This is a genomic window from Nonomuraea cypriaca, from assembly GCF_015645445.1.
Taxonomy (GTDB): Bacteria; Actinomycetota; Actinomycetes; order Streptosporangiales; family Streptosporangiaceae; genus Nonomuraea; species Nonomuraea cypriaca.
In genome coordinates this window covers 1-18,649 of the sequence record NZ_JADOGI010000130.1, presented here as the reverse complement: position 1 = coordinate 18,649, position 18,649 = coordinate 1, and the positions used below count along the sequence as shown (strand labels likewise).

Annotated in this window: 19 protein-coding genes, 1 tRNA gene and 1 pseudogene; 7 read left to right on the top strand and 14 right to left on the bottom strand. The window is 70.0% G+C overall.

Going from position 1 to position 18,649, the window contains the following annotated elements:
- Positions 1 to 14 precede the first annotated feature (14 nt).
- Genes ITP53_RS34170 through ITP53_RS34155 form a run of 4 tightly spaced genes read right to left on the bottom strand, consistent with a single transcriptional unit; the run spans position 15 to position 3,393 of the window.
- Complete coding sequence (locus ITP53_RS34170; RefSeq protein ID WP_328816655.1) at positions 15 to 902, bottom strand: pirin family protein; 888 nt, start codon at positions 900 to 902, stop codon at positions 15 to 17.
- Positions 862 to 1,587, bottom strand: a complete 726-nt coding sequence (locus ITP53_RS34165) for an AAA family ATPase (RefSeq protein WP_195899588.1) — start codon at positions 1,585 to 1,587, stop codon at positions 862 to 864. Before ITP53_RS34165 ends, ITP53_RS34170 begins: the two co-directional genes overlap by 41 nt.
- A complete protein-coding gene (locus tag ITP53_RS34160; RefSeq protein ID WP_195899587.1) occupies positions 1,584 to 1,970 on the bottom strand; it encodes an AAA family ATPase in 387 nt (128 codons plus the stop codon). Before ITP53_RS34160 ends, ITP53_RS34165 begins: the two co-directional genes overlap by 4 nt.
- 55 nt (positions 1,971 to 2,025) lie before the next feature.
- Positions 2,026 to 3,393, bottom strand: a complete 1,368-nt coding sequence (locus ITP53_RS34155) for a serine hydrolase (protein ID WP_195899586.1) — start codon at positions 3,391 to 3,393, stop codon at positions 2,026 to 2,028.
- Positions 3,394 to 3,554: 161 nt separating this feature from the next.
- Here ITP53_RS34155 and ITP53_RS34150 point away from each other — a divergent pair, with 161 nt between their 5' ends.
- On the top strand, positions 3,555 to 5,270 hold the full coding sequence (locus ITP53_RS34150) for a sensor histidine kinase (protein WP_195899585.1): 1,716 nt from the start codon (positions 3,555 to 3,557) through the stop codon (positions 5,268 to 5,270).
- Complete coding sequence (locus tag ITP53_RS34145) at positions 5,263 to 5,940, top strand: response regulator transcription factor (protein WP_195899584.1); 678 nt, start codon at positions 5,263 to 5,265, stop codon at positions 5,938 to 5,940. The genes ITP53_RS34150 and ITP53_RS34145 overlap by 8 nt, the downstream gene beginning before the upstream one ends.
- Before the next feature lie 81 nt (positions 5,941 to 6,021).
- Here ITP53_RS34145 and ITP53_RS34140 read toward each other — a convergent pair whose 3' ends face one another.
- The 5 genes from ITP53_RS34140 to ITP53_RS34120 form a co-directional block, all read right to left on the bottom strand.
- Positions 6,022 to 7,191, bottom strand: a complete 1,170-nt coding sequence (locus ITP53_RS34140) for a DUF418 domain-containing protein (RefSeq protein ID WP_328816663.1) — start codon at positions 7,189 to 7,191, stop codon at positions 6,022 to 6,024.
- Between the two features lie 91 nt (positions 7,192 to 7,282).
- Positions 7,283 to 7,933, bottom strand: a complete 651-nt coding sequence (locus tag ITP53_RS34135) for a GOLPH3/VPS74 family protein (RefSeq protein ID WP_195899583.1) — start codon at positions 7,931 to 7,933, stop codon at positions 7,283 to 7,285.
- Positions 7,902 to 8,162, bottom strand: coding sequence for a hypothetical protein (locus tag ITP53_RS34130; protein WP_195899582.1), 261 nt, complete (start codon positions 8,160 to 8,162; stop codon positions 7,902 to 7,904). Before ITP53_RS34130 ends, ITP53_RS34135 begins: the two co-directional genes overlap by 32 nt.
- Positions 8,163 to 8,164: 2 nt before the next feature.
- Entirely contained in the window at positions 8,165 to 9,100 is a 936-nt protein-coding gene (locus ITP53_RS34125) for an SPFH domain-containing protein (RefSeq protein ID WP_195899581.1), read from the bottom strand.
- A gap of 178 nt (positions 9,101 to 9,278) precedes the next feature.
- Positions 9,279 to 10,124 carry a spermidine synthase gene (locus ITP53_RS34120; protein ID WP_407941351.1) on the bottom strand — a complete coding sequence of 282 codons (846 nt, stop codon included), beginning with the start codon at positions 10,122 to 10,124 and terminating at the stop codon, positions 9,279 to 9,281.
- A 47-nt stretch (positions 10,125 to 10,171) separates the two neighbouring features.
- Here ITP53_RS34120 and ITP53_RS34115 point away from each other — a divergent pair, with 47 nt between their 5' ends.
- From ITP53_RS34115 to lat, 4 genes are all read left to right on the top strand, one after another.
- Positions 10,172 to 11,686: a penicillin-binding transpeptidase domain-containing protein gene (locus ITP53_RS34115; protein ID WP_195899580.1), complete on the top strand. Its 1,515-nt coding sequence runs from the start codon at positions 10,172 to 10,174 to the stop codon at positions 11,684 to 11,686.
- A gap of 156 nt (positions 11,687 to 11,842) precedes the next feature.
- Positions 11,843 to 12,490, top strand: a complete 648-nt coding sequence (trhA, locus tag ITP53_RS34110) for a PAQR family membrane homeostasis protein TrhA (protein ID WP_195899579.1) — start codon at positions 11,843 to 11,845, stop codon at positions 12,488 to 12,490.
- Between the two features lie 93 nt (positions 12,491 to 12,583).
- Positions 12,584 to 13,126 carry an HdeD family acid-resistance protein gene (locus ITP53_RS34105; protein WP_195899578.1) on the top strand — a complete coding sequence of 181 codons (543 nt, stop codon included), beginning with the start codon at positions 12,584 to 12,586 and terminating at the stop codon, positions 13,124 to 13,126.
- Between the two features lie 62 nt (positions 13,127 to 13,188).
- Entirely contained in the window at positions 13,189 to 14,463 is a 1,275-nt protein-coding gene (gene lat / locus ITP53_RS34100) for an L-lysine 6-transaminase (RefSeq protein WP_195899577.1), read from the top strand.
- Here lat and ITP53_RS34095 read toward each other — a convergent pair.
- Positions 14,453 to 15,673: an NAD(P)/FAD-dependent oxidoreductase gene (locus tag ITP53_RS34095; protein ID WP_195899576.1), complete on the bottom strand. Its 1,221-nt coding sequence runs from the start codon at positions 15,671 to 15,673 to the stop codon at positions 14,453 to 14,455. The genes lat and ITP53_RS34095 overlap by 11 nt on opposite strands.
- 140 nt (positions 15,674 to 15,813) lie before the next feature.
- On the opposite strand from ITP53_RS34095, the gene ITP53_RS34090 reads away from it, so the two are divergent.
- Complete coding sequence (locus tag ITP53_RS34090) at positions 15,814 to 16,485, top strand: helix-turn-helix domain-containing protein (protein ID WP_195899575.1); 672 nt, start codon at positions 15,814 to 15,816, stop codon at positions 16,483 to 16,485.
- Between the two features lie 50 nt (positions 16,486 to 16,535).
- On the opposite strand, the gene ITP53_RS34085 is transcribed toward ITP53_RS34090, so the two are convergent.
- From ITP53_RS34085 to ITP53_RS34070, 4 genes and pseudogenes are all read right to left on the bottom strand, one after another.
- Positions 16,536 to 16,718 carry a helix-turn-helix domain-containing protein gene (locus ITP53_RS34085; RefSeq protein WP_236051467.1) on the bottom strand — a complete coding sequence of 61 codons (183 nt, stop codon included), beginning with the start codon at positions 16,716 to 16,718 and terminating at the stop codon, positions 16,536 to 16,538.
- Between the two features lie 210 nt (positions 16,719 to 16,928).
- Positions 16,929 to 17,004, bottom strand: a tRNA-His gene (locus ITP53_RS34080).
- 68 nt (positions 17,005 to 17,072) lie between these two features.
- On the bottom strand, positions 17,073 to 17,666 hold the full coding sequence (orn, locus tag ITP53_RS34075; RefSeq protein ID WP_195899573.1) for an oligoribonuclease: 594 nt from the start codon (positions 17,664 to 17,666) through the stop codon (positions 17,073 to 17,075).
- Between the two features lie 68 nt (positions 17,667 to 17,734).
- Positions 17,735 to 18,649, bottom strand: a pseudogene (locus ITP53_RS34070) (hypothetical protein); the annotation flags it as partial.

The window sequence follows — 18,649 nt, the reverse complement described above, 5'->3', positions numbered from 1 at the left end:
CCCGGACGTGAAGATCAGGCGTGCTCGGCGGGGATGGCGCCGAGCCTGCCCGCCTGGAAGTCCTCGAACGCCTGCACCAGCTCGGCCCGGCAGTTCATGACGAAGGGGCCGTGGTGCGCCACCGGCTCGCCGATGGGCTCGCCGCCCAGGACGATCACGTCGAGGGTGTCCTTGGCCGAGATCGTGATGCTCTCACCGGCCGTGGTCAGCCCCGGCCGGTTGCCGAACCCGTCGAACACCGCGAGCTGCCCGCTATGGAACGGCCGCCGCTCGGCGCCCACCGTGCCCCGGCCGGAGAGCGCGTACGCGAGCGCGTTGAAGTCCTTGCGCCAGGGCATGACCAGGCGCGCACCGGGAGAAAGGGTCGCGTGCAGCAACGTGATCGGCGTCTGCGTGCTGCCAGGCCCGACGTTGCCCGCCAGGTCGCCGGCGATGAGGCGGACCAGCGCCCCGCCGTCGTGGCTGCTCAGCAACACGACGCTCGACCCCCCGATGTCCTGATATTTCGGGGCGATCATCTTCTTGGCACCCGGCAGGTTCACCCACAACTGGATCCCGTGGAACAGCCCGCCTCGCTGTACCAGCCACTCCGGCGGCGCCTCCTTGTGCAGGATCCCCGACCCGGCGGTCATCCACTGCGTGTCGCCGTTGGTGATCGTCCCGCCGCCGCCGTTGGAGTCGAGATGGTCGATCACCCCGTCGATCATGTAGGTGACGGTCTCGAACCCCCGGTGCGGATGCCACGACGTGCCCTTGGGCTCGCCCGCCGCGTAGTCGATCTCACCCATCTGATCCATCATCACGAACGGGTCCAGGTACGCCGGCTTGATGGCGGCCAGCGCCCGGCGCACGGGAAACCCCTCACCCTCGAACCCACTGGGCGCGGTCTCGACGGCGAGCACCGCCCGCTCCGGCGCCGCGACGACCGGCTCGGGCAGTCGCGGGACGCACCTGCTCGAGCTGCGCGTACACCGGTCGCATGACCGAGTGGTAGAAGCGGACCAGCGGCTCGGTGATGCGGTAGGCCGAGCGGTTCCGCCGGAACGCGTCCGGCTCGACGGTGAGCAGGCCCGCGTCGGCGAGGACGGTCAGATGGTGGGAGATGTCGGTCGCCTTGCGCTCGATCCGGTTCGCTATGGAACCCCGGGTGCGGTTGCCCTCGGCGACGGCGGCGAGCACCGTGTGATACAGACCGGTGTCCTGGAGCGTCGGATCCTCCGCGAGCAGTGCTCTGACCTCTCTGAACAGCGGGCTCGCCGGGTTGAGCACCTGATCGATCACCCAGCCGTCGAAGTCCTCCAGGCGCGCGGGCGCGACTCCGCGGAGGAACTCGGACTTGTAGGCGGGTGTCCCGCCCACGATCAGGTAGACGAGCGCGGCAAGCCGTACGTCGTCCAGCCCCCAGAACTCACGGGCGGCGCGGAAGTCGAAGGTCGGCACGATGAGCTCCAACGACGCCCGGCCGCGCAGCGGTGCGCTGCCCATCAGGAGGTTGCCCATGAAGGAAACGGACGAGCCGCAGAGCAGGATCCGCGCCCGGGACTCACGGCGTTCCCTGCGCCGGGGTGACAACGCTCGCTGGATCACTGACGCAGTTCCCTGGCGCCGCGCACCAGGTAGGGGAACTCGTCGAGAACGACGGGCAGGGGGCGGTCCCTGCCCAGGGAGAGCAGGGCGTCGACGGCCTCCTCGTAGTTCGCGAAACGGATCGTCCCTGGTGAGCCGATATGCCGCCCTACCGCCTCGCCGAGTTCCCTCAGTGATTCCTCGCGCGGAACGGTCTCGGTCGCCGCGTAGTAGAAGCCCCCGGTCGCCTCGCACATGGCCTCGAGGAGGAACGTCTTGCCCTGGCGGCGGCGGCCCGACACGATGCCGAGGCTCGCCCCCGGCTCCTCGTCGGAGACGAACCTCGTCAGCTGCGTCCACTCCCAGGTGCGGTCGAACATCTCAGCGGGTCTCGGGATGTCCATGGGCCTCCTCCTTTTAGGAGTGCAATTATAAGAAGTGCACTCCTAAAAGTTGCGGCTATCTGACCAGGGTGAACGCGCCGCGGATGAGGGCGAGCAGTTCCTGGCCGGTCTGCGGGCCGAAGTCCGTGTCCGGGTTGAGGGCCATCGCGGTCACGACGTACGTCCTGCCGTCCGGCGTGCGGGCCAGGTGGCTCATGTCCAGCACACCCGGCTCGGATCCGCCCTTGAACCACACCGTCGGCCACTGGTCCTTGTTCAGCCCGAGCCCGGCGTCGTTGATCGACAGCACCTCGCCGACCCGCGGGTCACGCAGCTTCGCCAGCCCCGAGTAGACCTGGCAGACGTCGGTGGGGGAGCCGAACCACTCCAGCGTGTCCAGCGCCCGCGGCTCGCTCCACGGGGTGATCTCGGACCTGGGCACCTTGGCGACGACCTTCTCCAGGTAGGCCCGCTGGCGCGCCGTGCTCATGGACAGATAGCGCTCGGCGTGGCGGGGATAGCCGGCGCCCTTGAGCACGAACAGCTCCCGCGTCGTCAGGAACGGCACGTTGCGCTCGTCGTGACCGCCCCAGGACCGCATCGTGCGCTCGACCGTCTTGCGGCCCACCTTGTGGATCAGCAGGTCGGTGGCCGTGTTGTCGCTGATGGAGATCATCAGCTTGGCGGCCTCAAGCACGGTCACCTTGCTGTTGTCGGGACGGTCCTGGAGCTCGCCGGACGGCAGGCTCTTCAGCTCGGGCCTGATCGTCAGCTCGGTGTCCCAGCCGAACGCCCCGCTCTTGATGCGCTGGGCCACCGCGCCCAGCACGTACAGCTTGAACATCGAGCCGAGCGGCTGCGCCCGGTCGCGGGCGACGGCGCGCACCGGGCGGCAGTCGCCACCCCTGGTGACCTCGGCCGCCAGGAAGCTCGCCTGCGGGGCCACCTTGCTCAGCCGCTCCTCCAGCTCGGCCCAGCTCTTGGGGGTGGGAGCGGGCACGGCGGGCTCGCGGAACTGCAGGCCGCCGATCAGGCCGGCGCCGTCGACCGACAGCAGCAGCTCGTACGTCTTCCCGCCCGCCACCACCAGCGCGCTCAGCGCGCTGTCCTGCGACTGCGTCACCCGCTCCAGCCGCATGTCCTTGAAGGCAGTGAGGACCTCGTTCAGCGTGGCCGGCGGGACGCTCTGGAGGAAGGCGGCCGCGAAGTGCTCGGTCAGCTCGCTCTCCGGGACCGGCGGGCGGGTGGCGGCCTCGAGCAGCCAGCCCAGCTGCGCGCCCGCCGGCGTGTCAGGGATCTCCTGCGCGACGGCAGCGGCGATGGTGACTGCGGTGGAAGGGGACGTCGTGGCGTGTACGGGGGTGGCCTGGCCGACGCAGGTCGTCACGGTGGCCGCCATCGTGGCCGCCGCCAGGACCCGCGCGGACTTCGACGAGAAGATCATGAGTGCTCCCTAGCACGACTGGTCGGTGCTCTACAAGGCAACCGGAGCGGAGGCTCGGAGCCCACCGGGCGGACCGCAGTTCTGGCAGGTGAGGGTGGCCGCCGTAAATATGCGGATAACCTCATAGACGTCCTGTCGGTCTCTCAGGACGATGGGGCCCTATGAGTTCCAGGTTGGCGGCCGGGTTGCCGGCGGTGATCGCGGCCGCAGGTGTCGTGGCCGGCGCGGTCATTGAGACCGGCCTGCCGGTGCCCCCGTCTCAGTGGATGCTGATCGTGCTCGGCCTGCTCCTGCCCGTGCCGGGCTGGTTGCTGGCGTCCAGGCGCCCCGAGGTCCGTCTCGGCTGGCTGCTCCTGGCGGGCGGGGTCTGCTTCGGGCTCGCCATCTTCGGCGCCGGCCTGGCCGCTCGTGGGCACTCCACTCCGCTGATCGCGCTGGCGGCCGGGTTCTACGGGCTGACGTGGATCTTCGTTCCGCTGCTCTTTCCCGACGGGCGGCTGCCGTCACGCCGCTGGCGGCCCGTGGCGTGGATCTCGGGCATCGCGATCGCCGCCCACACGGCTGGGATCGCGTTGATCGGGTACGACCCGTACCAGCCGCTGGTCCTCCCCGCCACGGGCGGCGGGCTGGTCGCGGCCATGGCCGCGACCGTCGGGCAGTTCGTCACCTGGGTCATGGCGGTGGTCGTGTACTGCGGGCTGGTGCTCCGGTGGCGGCGCAGTGAGCGGGCTGAACGCGGCCAGTACGCCTGGATGGTCGGAGGCATGACCGCGACCCTGGCCGGGGGCGTACTGATGATGATCGCCAGTACCGGCGGGCCGGAGGTCGCGGCGATCGGAGTCGTGGCCGTGCTGGCGGCGCTGCCCACGGCCATCGTGGTGGCGGTCGTGCGCTACCGGTTGCTGGACATCAGGATCGGCGTCAGGGGGTCGCGGCTGCACCTGGTGTTCGACGTACGGCCCACGGTGGACGAGGTGCTGTCCGATCTCGGCACGACGCTCGACGCCACACCCGAGCCGGTGGAGCTGCTGGGTGGGCTGGCCGCGGTCGTACGCGGCGGGCTGGAGGTCAGGTGGGCCGCGGTGCGGCTGGCGGACGGGACGCGCGTGGTCGCGGGCCACGAGGAGGGCGCGGTAGCGCTGACCGTTCCCGTACGCGACGGACACATCGAATGCGGACCCAGGGAGGACGGCGGCGGGCTGACCCGCGGGGACCGGCGCTTCCTCGAGGCGCTGGCCGTGCCCGCCGGGCTGGCCATCCAGAGCGCCGGCCTGGTCACCCGCCTGGTCAACGCCCAGGAGGCCGAGCGCAGGCGGATCGAGCGCAACATCCACGACGGCGTACAGCAGCAACTCGTCGCGCTCATCGCCGGTCTGGAGCTGGCCCGCGCGACGGGCGCGGGCCCCGACATGCTCGCCCTCCTGCGTGAGCAGGCCCGCCAGACGCTCACCGACCTGCGCGAGCTGGCGGCCGGCATCCACCCGTCCTCGCTCAGCCAGGGCGGCCTGGTGGAGGCCGTGGAGGAGCGCTGCTCGCGCCTGCACGTGCGCACCACGGTGACCTCGGCCCCGTCGCTGCGGGCCGCGCGCTTCTCCGACGAGGTCGAGGGCGCGATGTACTTCACCGTGAGCGAGGTCGTGGCGAACGCGCTCAAGCACGCGGACGCGGGCGCCATCGAGGTACGCCTGTCGCGGTCGGGCGGCCGCCTGCACGCGACGGTCACGGACGACGGTAAGGGCTTCGACCCGCGTACGGCGGGTCGCGGAGGGCTGGCGACGCTGTCGGACCGGATGGACGCCCTCGGCGGCGGCCTGGAGATCGTCAGTGAGCCGGGAAAGGGGACACGGATGAACGCGTGGGTGCCGGTCGATGGCTGAGCCGATCCGCACAGTGGTGGCCGACGACCACTACCTGGTCCGCGAGGGCACACGCCGGCTGCTCGAAACGTCGGGCGAGGTCGCGGTCGTGGGCTCGGTGGGCAACGCCGACGAACTGCTGGACGCCGTACGCCGGCTGGGGCCCGACGTGGTGCTCACCGACATCCGGATGCCGGGAGGGGAGTGGCGGCAGGGCTTCGAGGGCATCGACGCCGCCCACCGCATCCGCGCCGGGCACCCGGAGGTCGGGGTCGTGGTGCTGTCGCAGTTCTCGGACGCGCTGTTCGCGTTCGAGCTGTTCAAGAACGGCACCGAGGGCTTCGCCTACCTGCTGAAGGACCGGGTGGGCGACATGGACGAGCTGCTGGGCGCGATCAGGGCCGTGGCCTCCGGCGGGTCGGTGATCGACCCCAAGGTGGTCGAGGGGTTGCTGGCCAGGCGTGACGTACGCGGCCAGCGGGAGGACCTGACCGCCCGCGAGCGCGACGTGCTGAGGGAGATGGCCCACGGCCGGTCCAACTCGGCCATCGCCAGGGCCCTGCACCTGTCGATCTCCTCGGTGGAGAAGAACGTCAACGCCATCTTCACCAAGCTCGGCCTGGAGAACAGCGGCGACGTGCACCGGCGGGTGGCGGCCGTGCTCGCCTACCTGGGACCGGATTCGTCCTGACCGGGGAGCCAGCCGGTCGCTTCATCGAGGACACCGAAGTCTCCTGCTCCGGCCGATCATGGCGCGAGCGGATATATCGCGCTATGAGACGGCGGATCGCCGTTGGCGGTAGGCGAGGCGGCGTAGCAGGATTTCGGCCGGGCCGCGGTGGTCGGCGCGGCGCATGAGGTCGGCGATCACGAGTGAGAGCAGCCAGGTGGCCGCGGCCACTGCGGTGGCGCCGGCGAGGCCCAGATCGTCTTGGAGGCCGAGCCCGAACGGGTAGAAGACCGTGACGTACACGACCGACTGGAACAGGTACATGGTCATCGATCGCCGGCCGAGCGCCTGGACGGCGGTGCTCAGGCGGCTCCGCCGCCCGGCCGCCCTGATCGCGATCAGGCCGATGAGCGCGGCCATGCCGATCCCGCCCAGGTATCCCGTGAGCGGCTGCGCGATCGCCGCGATCACCAGCGCGGCGGCCGACGGTTCTGCCCACACCCCGGTCTGGATGAGACCGGCCGGAACGGCGCCGGCGAGTGACACGGCCATGGTGATGACGCCGGTCCTGACCAGGAACCCCCGGTGCCGCGCCGGCTCGTCCAGTACGCGGCGCCGCGCCGCCCACATCCCGACGATCACCGCGGGAACGACCGCGATCAGGCCCACGATCAGAACGAAGGGCCAGGCCAGGAGCCGTTCCACGAACATCTGGGCGGGGCCGCTCGTGCCCGCGGCGACGCTTCCCTTGGTGAAGGTGGAGATGTCGTTGGCAAGCGGATACCACATGCCGAACGCGACAGACGCGGTCGCGGGCACCATGGCGATCCCCGCCGCCCACAGCAGCGCCGAGTCCCGGAGCCTGAGCAGGCCGGTCAGTAAGACGGCCGCCGTCCCGTAGACGGCGAGAATGTCGATGGGAACCAGCACCGCCGTGTGCACGGCGCCGATCGCCACCAGCCACCATCCCCGGCGGCGCAGCAGCTTGCGGGTGGCCGTCCAGTCGTTCCCGCGCCGCAGTCGCGCGTTCATCAGTTGAACGAGCGAGTAGCCGAACAGGAAGGCGAACAACGGCCGGGCGTGGTTGTTGACGAAGAGCACGTGGAAGAAGCCGGTGATCTTGTTGAGGACGTCGGGGCCGTGGCCGACGGCCGTCACGAACAACGGCGCGTGAGCGAAGGCGATGGCCAGCAGCATGACGCCGCGGGCCAGGTCGGGGGCGAGCGCACGGGCGGCCGTGCCGGGCAGGCCACCCGGCGCTCGGACTGACACGTTCAAGGTGGATCTCCTTCCGGGAGTGTGGTGTCGAGACGATCTCGTTCTGAGGTGGCCGGGGCCGGGTCGACGGGGTCGCGGTGAGAGGTCAGCCGCTCGCCTTGGCCTGCGAGGCGGCCTCCACGGTCTTGCGCAGCGCGGTGGCGACCGGCTCGACGGGCGCGGCGAGTTGCTCGATCCGGTCCGCGTGGTGGCGTGCCTCCCGGCCGGGCGCGACCGTCCTGAGCCGGGCGCTCCCGGCCAGCGCGGCCAGGACGCGGACGTCCGGCTCCAGCCGGGCCACGGGCCGGCCGCCGCGGATCGCCCGTCCGACGCGCTCGGCGAGCCTGCGCGACACGTACGGCCGCCGCAACGTGATCCGCTCGACCGGGAACAACAGAATCCGGCGACGTTCAACCCGGACCAGCCGGGCGGCGGCCAACTCGTCGCGGACCACGCGGACCGCGCCCGCGTTGTCCTTGCGGATCCAGTGCCGCCACGACCGGGGCGGCGAGTTCGTGATCTGCTCCCAGACGGCCGCCTGCAGGGGACCGGGGTCGGCGGGCTCGGCGACCGCCCGCGCCTTGCCGGACTCGTCCGCCAGGACACCCGCCAGCATCAGCTCGGCGAGGGCGGCCGCGCGCAGCAGAAAGCCCAGCTCGCCGCGGTTGGCCAGCCGCTCCTTGCGCAGGTCGAAGGCCAGCAGGAAGGCCGACGCCGGCAGGGACTCAGCCTGCTTGGCCGGTGGCTCCGTCTTCATCGGACCTGTCCTCCTCCTCATCACGGGATTCCTCTGGGATCTTTCTGGGCCGCCCGGGGGAGCGCATCCGCCCCACGCCCTCGGGCAGGCGACCGGCCTCGGAAAGCGCCCTGCGCAGCAGGAACTCGATCTGGGAGTTCGTGCTGCGCAGCTCGTCGGACGCCCATCGGGCCAGCGCGTCGTGGACCACCGGATCGAGCCGCAGCAGGATCTTCTTCCGTTCCACCACGGTTACTGATAGAGCGTGCCGGTGTTCACGACCGGCTGCGTGTCGCGGTCGCCGACCAGCACCACGAGCAGGTTGCTGACCATGGCCGCCTTGCGCTCCTCGTCCAGCTCGACCACGTCGTGCTCGGCGAGCTTGTCCAGCGCCATCTCCACCATGCCGACGGCGCCCTCGACGATCCGCTGCCTGGCCGCCACCACCGCGCCGGCCTGCTGGCGGCGCAGCATCGCCTGGGCGATCTCCGGCGCGTACGCCAGGTGGATGATGCGGGACTCGATGACCTTCACCCCGGCCGAGTCGACTCGGGCGGCGACCTCCGTGGACAGCCGCTCGTTGATCTCGTCGGCGTTGTCCCGCAGGGACAGTCTCGGCTCGCCCTGCGCGTCGTAGGGGTAGTTGCCCGCGATGTGCCGCACGGCCGTCTCCGTCTGGATGGCCACGAACTCCACGAAGTCGTCCACCTCGAAGACCGCCTGCGCCGTGTCCTTGACCTGCCAGACCACCACGGCCGCGATCTGGATCGGGTTGCCGTCCGCGTCGTTGACCTTCGTCACGTCCGTCTCGTGGTTGCGGATCCTGGTGGACACCCGCCGCCGCATGGTGATCGGGTTGACCCACTGGAAGCCCGGCGTACGCAGGGTGCCGACGTAGCGGCCGAGCAGCTGCACGACCCGGGCCTCGCCGGGCGCCACCGCGGTGAAGCCCATGCACAACGCCAGACCGGCCAGCACGATCAGGCCGCTCACCAGCAGCAGCCACAAACCGCCCTGCCCGGCCCCCGTGGCGAGCATGACGATCCCCAGCACGAACAGCGCGATCCCGCCCAGGACCAGCACCGTCGCCACCCCCAGCAGCACGAACCCGTTGGCCGCCCGCGCGGGGTGCTCATTCGTGCGCGGCGCGGGCATCTCCACGACGGTCTCCGCAAGCGTGTCCGCCATCGCCCGTCTCCCTTCTTCCTGATTTCCTCTTGCTAGCAAAGTGATATCACTTTTTGGCGCGCGCAGGCAACCCGGATGTCCGACTGTGGCTCAGGGGTAAGTGCCGGGCTGAGCACCTGGATGGTCGCGCCAGGGCATGGGTCAGCCGAAGACGGCGCGTTGGCGCCCAGGATGTGGGTCAGCCGAAGACGGCCGGTGGGGGGACCGGGGCCAGGACGGGCTCGCCGTCCTTGATGGGGGCCGCGCCCGCGATGAAGTTCGTCAGCGCGTCACCGTGTACGCACCTCGCCTGGGTGAGCCCGCCCGCCGCCCTCCGGGTGAGCAGGTCCACCGGCAACTCCGCGCGCGAGGCGGCCACGATGAGGTTGCCGAAGCGGCGGCCGCGCATGATCCCCGGCTCCGCCAGCAGGGCCACGTGGCGGAAGGTCCCGGTCACCGTGGCCAGCAGCCGCCTGGCGAACGCGAGCCCCTTGCCGTCGGCCATGTTGATCAGCAGGGTACCGTCCGGGCGGAGCACCCTGGCCAGGTCACCCATGTACTCGGCCGTCGCCAGCTCGACCGGCATCGTGGCCCCGCTGAACGCGTCCAGGACCACCAGGTCGGCCGAGGCGTCCCACACCTTGGCGGTGCCTTCGCGGCCGCCGGCGATGATGACCTTCAGCCGGGGCACCGAACGCAGGTCGAGCTGCTCGCGTACGAGATTGACGAGGAGGCCGTCGGGCTCGATGACGATGTGCCGCGAGCCTGGGCGGGTGGCGGAGACGTAGCGGGGGATGGTGCAGGCGCCGCCGCCCACGTGGACACAGCTCAGCGGACCGTCGTCGAGAAGGTCGATCACGTCCGCCATGAGCCGGACATACTCAAATTCCAGATATGTCGGGTCTTGTAGATCGACGTACGACTGAGGTACGCCTTCCTTGGACAGCATCCAGCCGTCCTGCCTGTCCAGGTCCCGGAGAAGTTCGATCTCGCCGAACGTCACCGGATAGCGGCCAGGCATCGGTTCCCGCTGTCCACGTGCCACGCTGATCCCCTCCTGGGAGAAACCGTATGCGACGACGAAGGCTGATTGTGCTCGTTATCGCGGTTGTCGCGATAGTCGGGGCGGGAGCGTTCGCGGTGCTGGCGTCGAACCGGATCAAGGGCAGCGCGGCGCAGACCGCGGCCGCGTACTTCGACGCCTGGCGCCAGGCGAACCTCACCGCCATGGAACGTCTGGTGGACCAGCCGCCCCAGGACTTCGTCCAGAGGCATCGCGCGTTGTCGGAGGACCTGCACGTCGAGTCGCTCCGGCTGACCCCGGGGGTGGTGCGGAGCACGGGGGAGGAGGCCGCCGAGGTGCCGTTCGCGGGGGTCAGGGAGCTCCAGGAGCTCGGGGAGTGGCCGTTCCAGGGCACGTTGCGGCTCGGCGTACGCGACCTGGAGTGGAAGGTGTTATGGGCGCCGGAGACGCTGCATCCGCTGCTCAAGGACGGTGGCACGCTGGAGCTGGGCGAGATCGAGGCGTCGGCGGCCGAGCTGGTCACCAGCGAGGGCGACAGGATCCCCAACGACAGCTACGCGGAGGCGTACCTCAACCCGCTCAAGCCCGAGTTCGAGCAGGCCAACCACGGCTGGGCGCTGGTGGCCAAGGTTCCTGGCCGTCCTGACGAGCAGTTGCTGTCCCGCAGGCCCGAGGGGAAGGTCGAGCGCACCACCCTCTCGCGGCCCGTGCAGGCGGCGGCCGCGCGGGCGCTCGACGGGGTGGACGACTCGGCGATCATCGTCATCCGGCCGAGCACGGGCGAGATCCTGGCGCTGGCCGACCGCCTGAAGGACAACTACAGCGCAGTACGCGACGTCTTCCCGCCCGGCTCCATCTTCAAGACGATCACGGCGGCGGCGTTGCTCGAAGCCGGGGTCGACCCGGCGGAGCAGGTGCCGTGCCCCGGCACGTACACGATCCCGTTCCACCGGCCCGTCTCCAACGACGGCGAGGTGGATCGCGGCGTCGTCAGCTTCACCGACGCGTTCGCCCACTCCTGCAACACGACCTTCGTCGAGCAGGCCACCACCAGGATCGACGCGGACCGGCTGCGCGAGACGGCGGACGAGTGGGGGTTCGGGCGGCCGATCGCGACCGGCATCGGCGGCACCTGCGGCACCATGCCGGACACGGACGACCCGGACATGCTGGCCGCCGACGCCATCGGCCAGGGCCAGGTGGTGGCCACCCCGCTGTGCATGGCCGCGGTGGCCGCCGCCGTGCAGAGCGGCACCTGGCGCTCGCCGCGGCTGCTGTCCAAGGAGCAGGTACGCCGCATCGACGGCCCCCCGCACGACGACGTCCCGATGGACGCGGGGGTCGTGAGCGCGCTCAGGGACATGATGACGGCCGTCGTCGACCACGGCACCGCCAGCGGCGCCGGGCTCCCTGAGGGTGTTGCGGGCAAGACGGGGACGGCCGAGGTCGGGGAGGGCGAGTCGGCGCACGGCTGGTTCATCGGCTACCGCGACGACCTGGCCTTCTGCGTGTTCGTCAGGTACGGCGGCTCCGGCCGCTCGGCCGCGGTCCCCATCGCGGCCCGCTTCCTCAACGGCCTGTGACCCACCCGCCCGAATCCAGCACCGCCCGCGTCCAGCACCGCCCGCGTCCAGCGCCCCTCGCCGTCGCATCCGCTCGCAGCCCGTCGCCCGCATCCAGTGCCGACTTCGGCTGCCCGCGTCCGGCGGCCTCCGGTAACCTACGGTACCGTAGGTTTCATGACGACCATTGCCGTTAAGCCCAGGCTGCGGGGCTGGTTGCACACCGGGGCGCTGCCCGTGACGCTGGTCGCGGGGTTCGTGCTCGTGGCGCTCGGCCCCACCTTGCAGGCCCGTCTCGCCTCCGTCGTTTACGCCGTCACCTCCGCCATGTTGTTCGGCATCTCGGCCACCTATCACCGCGGCACGCTCGGCCCGAGGCTGGCGGAGTTCCTGCGCAGGATCGATCACGCGAACATCTATTTGATCATCGCCGGCACCTACACGCCCTTCGCGCTGCTGGCCCTGGACGGCGCGGCCAGGGTGACCGTGTTGTCCGTCATCTGGGGCGGCGCGCTGGCGGGCGTGTTGTTCCGGATGTTCTGGATGAACGCGCCGCGCTGGCTCTACACCGTCCTCTACCTGGCACTGGGCTGGACGGCGATCTTCGTGATGCCGCAGTTGCTCGAAGGCGCGGGCGTGGCCGCCGTCGTGCTGGTGGCCGCGGGCGGCGTCTTCTACTCGGCGGGAGCGGTCGTGTACGGCCTGCGCCGCCCCGATCCCTCACCTCGCTGGTTCGGCTTCCACGAGGTGTTCCACGCGTTCACCGTCGCGGCCTACCTCGTGCAGTACATCGCGGTGTCGATCGTGGTCTACTCGCAGGGCTGACCCGCCCCGCCGCGCACGCCCCGCCCGCGCGGGTCGACGACATTTGACCGGGTGCTGGTCTGTTTTCGGGTAGATGACGGAGAACAGACCAGCATGAGGGAAATCTCTCGATCGTGGTGGCCGCTGCTCATCCGCGGTCTCGCCGCCGTCGTCTTCGGCTTCCTGGCGCTCGTCTGGCCGGGCATCACCGTGCTCGTCCTGGTGATCTTCTTCGGCGGGTACGCGCTCGTCAGCGGCCTGTTCGCGCTGTTCGCCGGATTCCGGCACGGGGCGAGATCCCGCCTCTGGCTCATTATTTCCGGAATTATCGGGATATTGGCCGGGATAGTGGCGTTCGTCTGGCCGGGCATCACCTCCCTCGCCCTGCTCTACGTCGTGGCTTTCTGGGCCATCCTCACCGGCGTCGCGGAGATCGTGGCCGGGATCCAGCTGCGCAAGCTCATCACGAACGAGTGGATGTTCATCGTGGGCGGCGCGCTGTCGGTGATCTTCGGCATCCTGCTGCTCATCTGGCCGGTCCCCGGCCTGCTCAGCCTCGTCTGGCTGATCGCCGTCTTCGCGATCCTGTACGGAATTTCCATGATCGCCTCGTCACTGCGGGTGAGAAATTTCGCCAACGGGGTAGATGTGCCGTAAATTTTTCGTATGTGATGGTGTTCCGCCACAGGAACGTAGGCCCGTACACAAGTGGAGGCGATATGGACGTACACACCCGCCTTGCCCGCCACCTGCTCACCGACGGATACCACCTCGTGCTCGACCTGGAGCTCAGCCGCGGCTCGTGGCTCGTCGACGCCCGCAACGGCCGCCGCTACCTGGACTTCTACACGTTCTTCGCCTCGGCCCCGCTCGGCGTGAACCCCCCGTTCGACCCCGACTTCGCCCACCTGCTCGGCCAGGTCGCCCGCAACAAGCCCGCCAACCCCGACATCTACACCGAGCACCTGGCCGACTTCGTCGACACCTTCGCCCGCGTGCTCGGCGACCCCGACCTGCCGCACCTGTTCTTCGTCGAGGGCGGCGCCCTGGCCGTCGAGAACGCGCTCAAGACCGCCTTCGACTGGAAGAGCCGCCGCAACGAGGCCGCCGGCCGGTCACGAGACCTGGGCACCAGGGTCATGCACCTGACGAAGGCGTTCCACGGCCGCAGCGGCTACACCCTCAGCCTGACCAACACCGAGCCGGGCAAGACCGACCGCTTCCCGAAGTTCGACTGGCCCAGGATCGACGTGCCGGCCATCCACCTCGGCGACGTGGAGGCGGCCGAGGAGCGGGCGCTGGCGCAGGCCAGGGAGGCGTTCGAGCGCCATCCGCACGACATCGCCTGCTTCATCGCCGAGCCCATCCAGGGCGAGGGCGGCGACAACCACATGCGGCCCGAGTTCCTGCGGGCCATGCAGCACCTGTGCCACGAGTACGACGCCCTGTTCATCCTCGACGAGGTGCAGACCGGCGGCGGGACGACCGGGACGGCGTGGGCGTACCAGCAGCTCGACCTCCAGCCCGACGTGGTGGCGTTCGCGAAGAAGGTCCAGGTGGGCGGGATCATGGCGGGCCGGCGGGTCGACCAGGTGACCGACAACGTGTTCCAGACCAGCGGCCGGATCAACTCGACGTGGGGCGGCGGCCTGGTGGACATGGTCCGCAGCCGCGGCCTCCTGGAGATCATCGAACGCGACGGCCTGATCCAGCGCGCCGCGACCCTGGGCAACACGCTGCTCGAACGCCTCACCAAGCTGGAGGCAGAACGCCCCGAGTCCATGTCGAACGTCCGCGGCAGGGGCCTGATGTGCGCGTTCGACCTGCAGGACCAGGCGGCCCGCGACGCGCTGGTGACCAGGCTCAGGGAGGATCAGGGAGTGCTGGTGCTGCCCTGCGGCGCGCGGTCCGTACGCCTGCGCCCGGCGCTGAACATCCCCGAGGCCGACCTCGACCACGGCCTGCGGGCCCTGGCGGAGTCGCTCACTGCGTGACGCTGGTGGCGGTGCGGCGCGGCCCGGCGTACCGCCAGAAGAAGTTGAGCAGCACGCTGACCCGGTTGCGCCCGCCCAGCAGGTACGCCACGTGCACGAAGATCCACACCAGCCAGGCGGGCAGCCCGCGCATGGTCAGCCCGTTGGACAGCTGCAACACGGCCTCCGCCTTGCCCACGGTGGCCATGATGCCGGGATCGCGATAGGAGAACGGCCGCAGCGGCCGGCCGCGTGAGGCCGCCAGGATCTGCATGCCCGCGTGCTTGCCCAGCTGCATCGCCGGCTGGGCGAGCTGCGGCAGCTCATCCGGCTGTCCGGACAGGTCGCCGGCCACGAAGATCTCCGGGTGTCCCGGGACGTTGAGCGCGCTGGTGAGCGTGATCCGGCCGCCCTTGCCCTGCGGCAGCCCCCAGTCGCCCACTTCCTTGGGCGCGGTGACGCCGAGCGCCCACATGGTCATGTCGCTCGGCAGCCGCGTGCCGTCCGCTAGGACCACCGCGTCGGGCTCCACGGCCGCCACCGTGGCTCCCAGCCGCAGCTTCACCCCTCTCTTGCGCAGCGCCTCGGCCGCCGCGTCCCGCAACCTCGGTTTGTACGGCGCCAGCACGAAGTCGAACCGCTCGACCAGGGTCACGCTCGTCTGGTCGGGCCCGATCTCGGGATGCGTCAGCGGCAGCGTACGACGCCGCAGCTCGGCCAGTGTGCCGGCCATCTCGACCCCGGTCGCTCCGGCGCCCACCACCACGACGTGCGTGCTCTCGCGCCGGCCCGCCGCCGTGTCCTCCAGGAGGTGCTGGAGCCGCCGCCGCAGCACCGCCGCGTCGCCGAGTGAGTAGATGGGCAGCGCGTTCTCCCGCGAGCCGGAGACCTTGAGCCAGTTGGTGGAGACCCCGGTGGCCAGCACGAGGTAGTCGTAGTCGAGCACGCTGCCGTCCTCGAACTCCACCCGCCGCTCCGCCGCGTGCACCTTGCTCAGCGCGCCCTGGCGCGCTCGCACGTTCGGCCACTTGGCGGCGTACGTCCTGATGGGGAAGGACACGTCGGCCGTGCCCATCCCGGCCGTGGCCACTTGGTAGAGCAACGGCTGGAAGGTGGAGTATGGGTTGCGGTCCACGAGCGTCACCAGCGCCCCGCCCCTGGCCAGCTCCTTGGTGGCGGCCAGTCCGGCGAATCCCGCTCCGACGACCACGACACTTGCTCTTCGCACCATGAAAAGTTCCTCCCCATGAGTACATATGGCACTGGCGGCGGCTCTTAAACCACGTTGCCGGGAAGCGCCCGGGATCCGGGACGTCCCCGCATGTGAGCGGGGGGATCTCTACCGTGGCCCTTGGGGAGGGGATTCGCCGCATGTCACAGCAATTGACCACCATCGAACGCCTCGGCCGCAGGATCGCCCGGCGGCGCGACGAGCTGGGCCTCACGCGCGAGGAGTTGGCGGACAGGTCCGGCCTGGAGCCCGGCTACGTCGCCTACCTGGAGGGGGAGTACACGGTGAACGTGTGCGAGGCGCTCGCCCGGCTCTCCGAGGCGCTCGGGACGACCGTGGAGGACCTGCTCCAGGAGGCGGCCGAGCCGCCCGCGGGCACCGGCCCCGCCGCACCGCGGCCGCGGCTGGTCAGCCTGGACGAGCGCGAGTGCCTGCGCCTGCTCGAACCCGGCGGCGTCGGCAGGATCGCCTTCGAGAGCCGCTACGGGCCGACCGTGCTGCCGGTGAACTTCCGCCTGCACGAGGGCACGATCGTCTTCCGTACCAGCACGGGCGGGTCAACGGACGAGGACCTTCGTACAGGGATGGCGGACGTCGAGTACAAGGTGGCGTTCGAGGTGGACCGCATCGAGGAGCTGACGCGCGGCGGCTGGAGCGTGCTCGTCCAGGGTTCGCTGCATCACGTGACCAGCGACGAGGAACGCGCCTCGGCCGTGGCCACGGGGGTCGAGCCGTGGGCCGGGGGTCTCAGGGAGCAGTACATGAAGATCATCCCCAGCCGCGTGACAGGCCGCCGGGTCACGCCCGGCTGACCTCACAACCCTGTCGAGCCGCGGCCCTGTCACTCCCGGCGGCAGCGCCTTCACTCCTGGCGGGAGCGCCAGAGGCCGATGGCGGTGACCCGGGAGTCCACGCCGAGCTTGGCGTAGATCCGGTTGACGTGGTTTTTGACCGTCTTCTCGCTGAGGAACAGCCGTCGCGCGATCTGGCCGTTGGACTGACCTGTGGCGATCAGGTCCATCACCTCGGCCTCACGTCTGCTCAACGACGTGAACACGCTATCGAACGCTGCGTCTTCGACTCTCATCCGGCCTCCGGGGGCGCGCAGACGGTCAGATCGCCGATGGCCCCCGTGCTTCCGGCGTTAGCGGTAGACAGCGAGCATAACTCGCAATGTCATGATTTGGGGACGTTGTCGGAAGAAGTCGGAAGAAAACGACAACGGCCGATCCCGAGGGACCGGCCGTTTCGCGCCTGGGGTGAGTGAAGGGACTTGAACCCTCGACATCCAGGACCACAACCTGGCGCTCTACCAGCTGAGCTACACCCACCATGGCCACCCGCTGTGTGGTGGCACAGGAAAAGTGTAGCGGGGTTCGGGACCCTTTACGCCACACCTTTAGCCAGTGACACGCTCAGCGAGGGATCTCGCGGTCGCGGAATCGGGTCCCGGCTGGGCCACGAAGACGGCCGCGCGGTAGTAGCGCAGCTCCCTGATGCTCTCCGTGATGTCCGCCAAAGCCCGGTGTCCGCCCTGCTTCTCCGGCGCGGCGAAGTAGACCCGTGGATACCAGCGGCGGACCAGCTCCTTGATCGACGAGACGTCGACCATCCGGTAGTGCAAGAAGGCGTCGACCCCGGGCATGTCGCGGGCGAGGAACGTGCGGTCGGTGCCGATCGAGTTGCCGCACAGCGGCGCCTTCTTCGGCTCGGGCACGTGGCGGCGGATGTAGTCGAGCACGAGCGACTCCGCCTCCGACAGCGTCACGCCGCTCGCCAGCTCGGGCAACAGCCCGGAGGCGGTGTGCATCTCGCGCACGACCTCCGACATCTGCTCCAGGGACTCGGGCGGTGGTTTGATGACCACGTCGACGCCCTCGTCCACCTGGTTGAGCTCGCTGTCGGTGATCACGCACGCCACTTCGACGAGCGCGTCACGGCCAAGGTCGAGCCCGGTCATCTCGCAGTCGATCCAGACCAGCAAGTCACTCATTCGTTCTCCTCGCCCAGCGGCTCGGAGCGATCCGCCCGCTTGTTACCCCACCAGCCTAGTGCCACCGGTCAGGAGGACTTGAGCGAGCCGAGAACCTGGCCGACCACGTCGGTGCCCAGATTGTCCGGAACGGAGACGTAGACGATGGCGGGAGTCTCGCCCGAGCCTCGGTCCATGAGGACGATCGCGCCGCTCTCCTTCTTCCACTTGTAGTCGTTCTCCTCCGACACCTTGGTGAAGTCGAGTTCGAACTGCAGCAGCCAGGCGTCGTGGTCGCCGATCTTCATCGACTTGTCCTCGACGATCTTGCTCTCGTGCGCGGGCTCGTAGTACTGGCGGGAGAAGTCCGTGAAGACCGCCTTGGCCGTGTCGCCCATGCCGTCGGCGCCGGAGTAGGGGTAGCGGTCGTTGAGCAGGCCGGTGAAGACGTTGCCGACCCAGTCCAACTGCCGCTGGTAGTCCTCGTGCGAGGTGGCCTGCACTGCGCTCGACCACAGCTGCTGGGCCGGGTTCTGGCCGTTGATCTCGTCGTACGCGGGCACCGTCCAGCCCTCGGGCACGGTGAACGTGATGCCGGTGCGCGGGTCGGTGACCTGGCCGTTCGCCGGTTCGGGCAGCTCGCCGCCGCTCTGCTGGGGCGGCGGCTGGTTGCCGGGCGGATCCTGCGGCGGCAGGAACGTGTCGGACGGCGCGGGCGGCAACGCGCTCTCCGTGGTGCCCCGGTTGAGGAGGTAGATCCCGGCCACCGCGATCAGCACGACCACCACCAGGGCCGCCAGCCCGCCGAACACCCACGGCATGGGGTTGCTCTGCTTGGGCGGCGGGCCGTAGCCGGGCGCCGGCGTCTGCGTGCCGCCCCACGGCGGGGTCGGCGGCGCGGGCTGGCCGTAGGCGGACTGTCCATAGGTGGGCTGGCCGAACTGCAGCGTGGGGTTCGCCGGTGTCGCCGTCCGGTCCTGGCTCTGCTGCTGGGGCCCGGAGGT